The organism is Actinotalea sp. JY-7885 (assembly GCF_014525465.1).
In the GTDB taxonomy this organism is placed as follows: domain Bacteria; phylum Actinomycetota; class Actinomycetes; order Actinomycetales; family Cellulomonadaceae; genus Actinotalea.
The window spans coordinates 1-1,465 of sequence record NZ_JACEXH010000314.1; the positions used below are offsets into that span (position 1 = coordinate 1).

Below are 1,465 nucleotides of genomic sequence, written 5' to 3' on the forward strand. Positions count from 1 at the left end.
GGGGTCCGTCGCGACGACGACGGCGATCCCGAGCCCCCGGGCGGCGTCGACGAGGCGGGCGAGCGCCTCGGCGGCCGCGCGGCGCGCGTCGCCCGACTCCCAGCCCCGCTCCCACTCGTGGCAGTCGTCCAGCAGGACGAGCGACCACGTCCCTGCCGGGGAGGCCGCGAGGAGCTCGTCGACCCACGCGGCGACGGCGGCCGGGTCGTCGAGCACGAGGTCGACGTCGCGGGCGTCGGCCGCGCCCGCACGCGGACCGACGAGCACCGTGCGCACGGGCGGCCGCGAGGACCGGCGCGCGAGCTCGGCGAGGCCGAGCAGGAACGAGGTCCGGCCGCTGCCGCCGCGGCCCGTGACCAGCAGGGGCCCCTCGGCGAGGCGCAGGGTGACCGCCGACGCGAACTCGGCGTCGACGCCCAGGCACATCTCGTCGGCGACGGGCGCGGGCACGAGCCGGGCGGGCATGCGGGTCGGCATCGCGGGCACGACGACGGCCGGCGAGGCCGCGTAGCGCTGCCCGCACCGCTCCGCGAGCTCGGCGACGAGCCCGGCCTGCGCGGGCGTCCCCGCTCCGCCGATGCTCGCGACCTGGATCTCGTGGCGCCCGAGGAGGCCGCGACCCGGCGCCGAGTCGGCGTCGAGCACGCCGTCGGGCACGCCCAGCATCTGGTAGTCGTCGGGCGTCGTCATGCGGAGCACGAGGCGCTCGCCGAACGCCGCCTGCATCGCGCTCGGCACGCCCGTGCGGCGCGGCGTCGTCGCGGTGACGTGCACGCCGCAGCGACGCCCCTCCTGGAGCACCGTCACGAGCTGGTCGACGTGCGCGCGCCGCAGCGCGCCGCCCCCCTCGAGCTGCTCGAGCAGCGCAGGCAGGTTGTCCACGAGCAGGTGCACGCGCGGGATCAGCACGCCCTGGGCCTGGAGCGCCCCGAGGTCGGCCGCGCCCCGGGCCGCGAGCAGGCCGTTCCGCTCGACGACCGTGCGGTGCAGCATCCGGATGAGCCGCTGCACGCGCTCGGCGGCCTGCTCGACGACGACGGAGCCCACCGACGGCAGGGCGTCGAGCACGCTCAGCCCGCCGCCCCCGGCGTCGATCGCGTAGACGAGTGCGGGAGCCGCCTCCTCGCACACGGTCGCGGCGACGGCGACCGTGCGCAGGAGCTCCGTCTTGCCGCTGCCGGACGCGCCGAAGACCAGGACGTGGCCGGTGCGCGCGTAGTCGAGCACGAACGGCTCCTGCTGCTGGCGGGACGGGACGTCGACGAGCCCGACGACGAGGCGGCCCGGGGCCGGCTCGAAGGTCACCGCGTCGGGCGTGCTCCCCGGGACCGCCGCCTCGTCCCCGGCGTCGGGACCGACGACGACGCGGCCGTCCGGGCCGGCGGCGAGGGTGAGCTCGGTCGGCAGCGGCGGCAGCCACGGCCTGCGGGGCGCGGGGCGGCCCGAGCGGCGGTGCGCCGCACCG

At 78.6% G+C, this 1,465-nt stretch carries 1 protein-coding gene; it reads right to left on the minus strand.

Annotated features, from left to right (window positions below; all coding sequences use genetic code 11):
• A partial coding sequence (locus tag IDM29_RS16670) for an FtsK/SpoIIIE domain-containing protein (protein ID WP_255500385.1) occupies positions 1-1,465 on the minus strand: 1,465 nt, incomplete at both ends.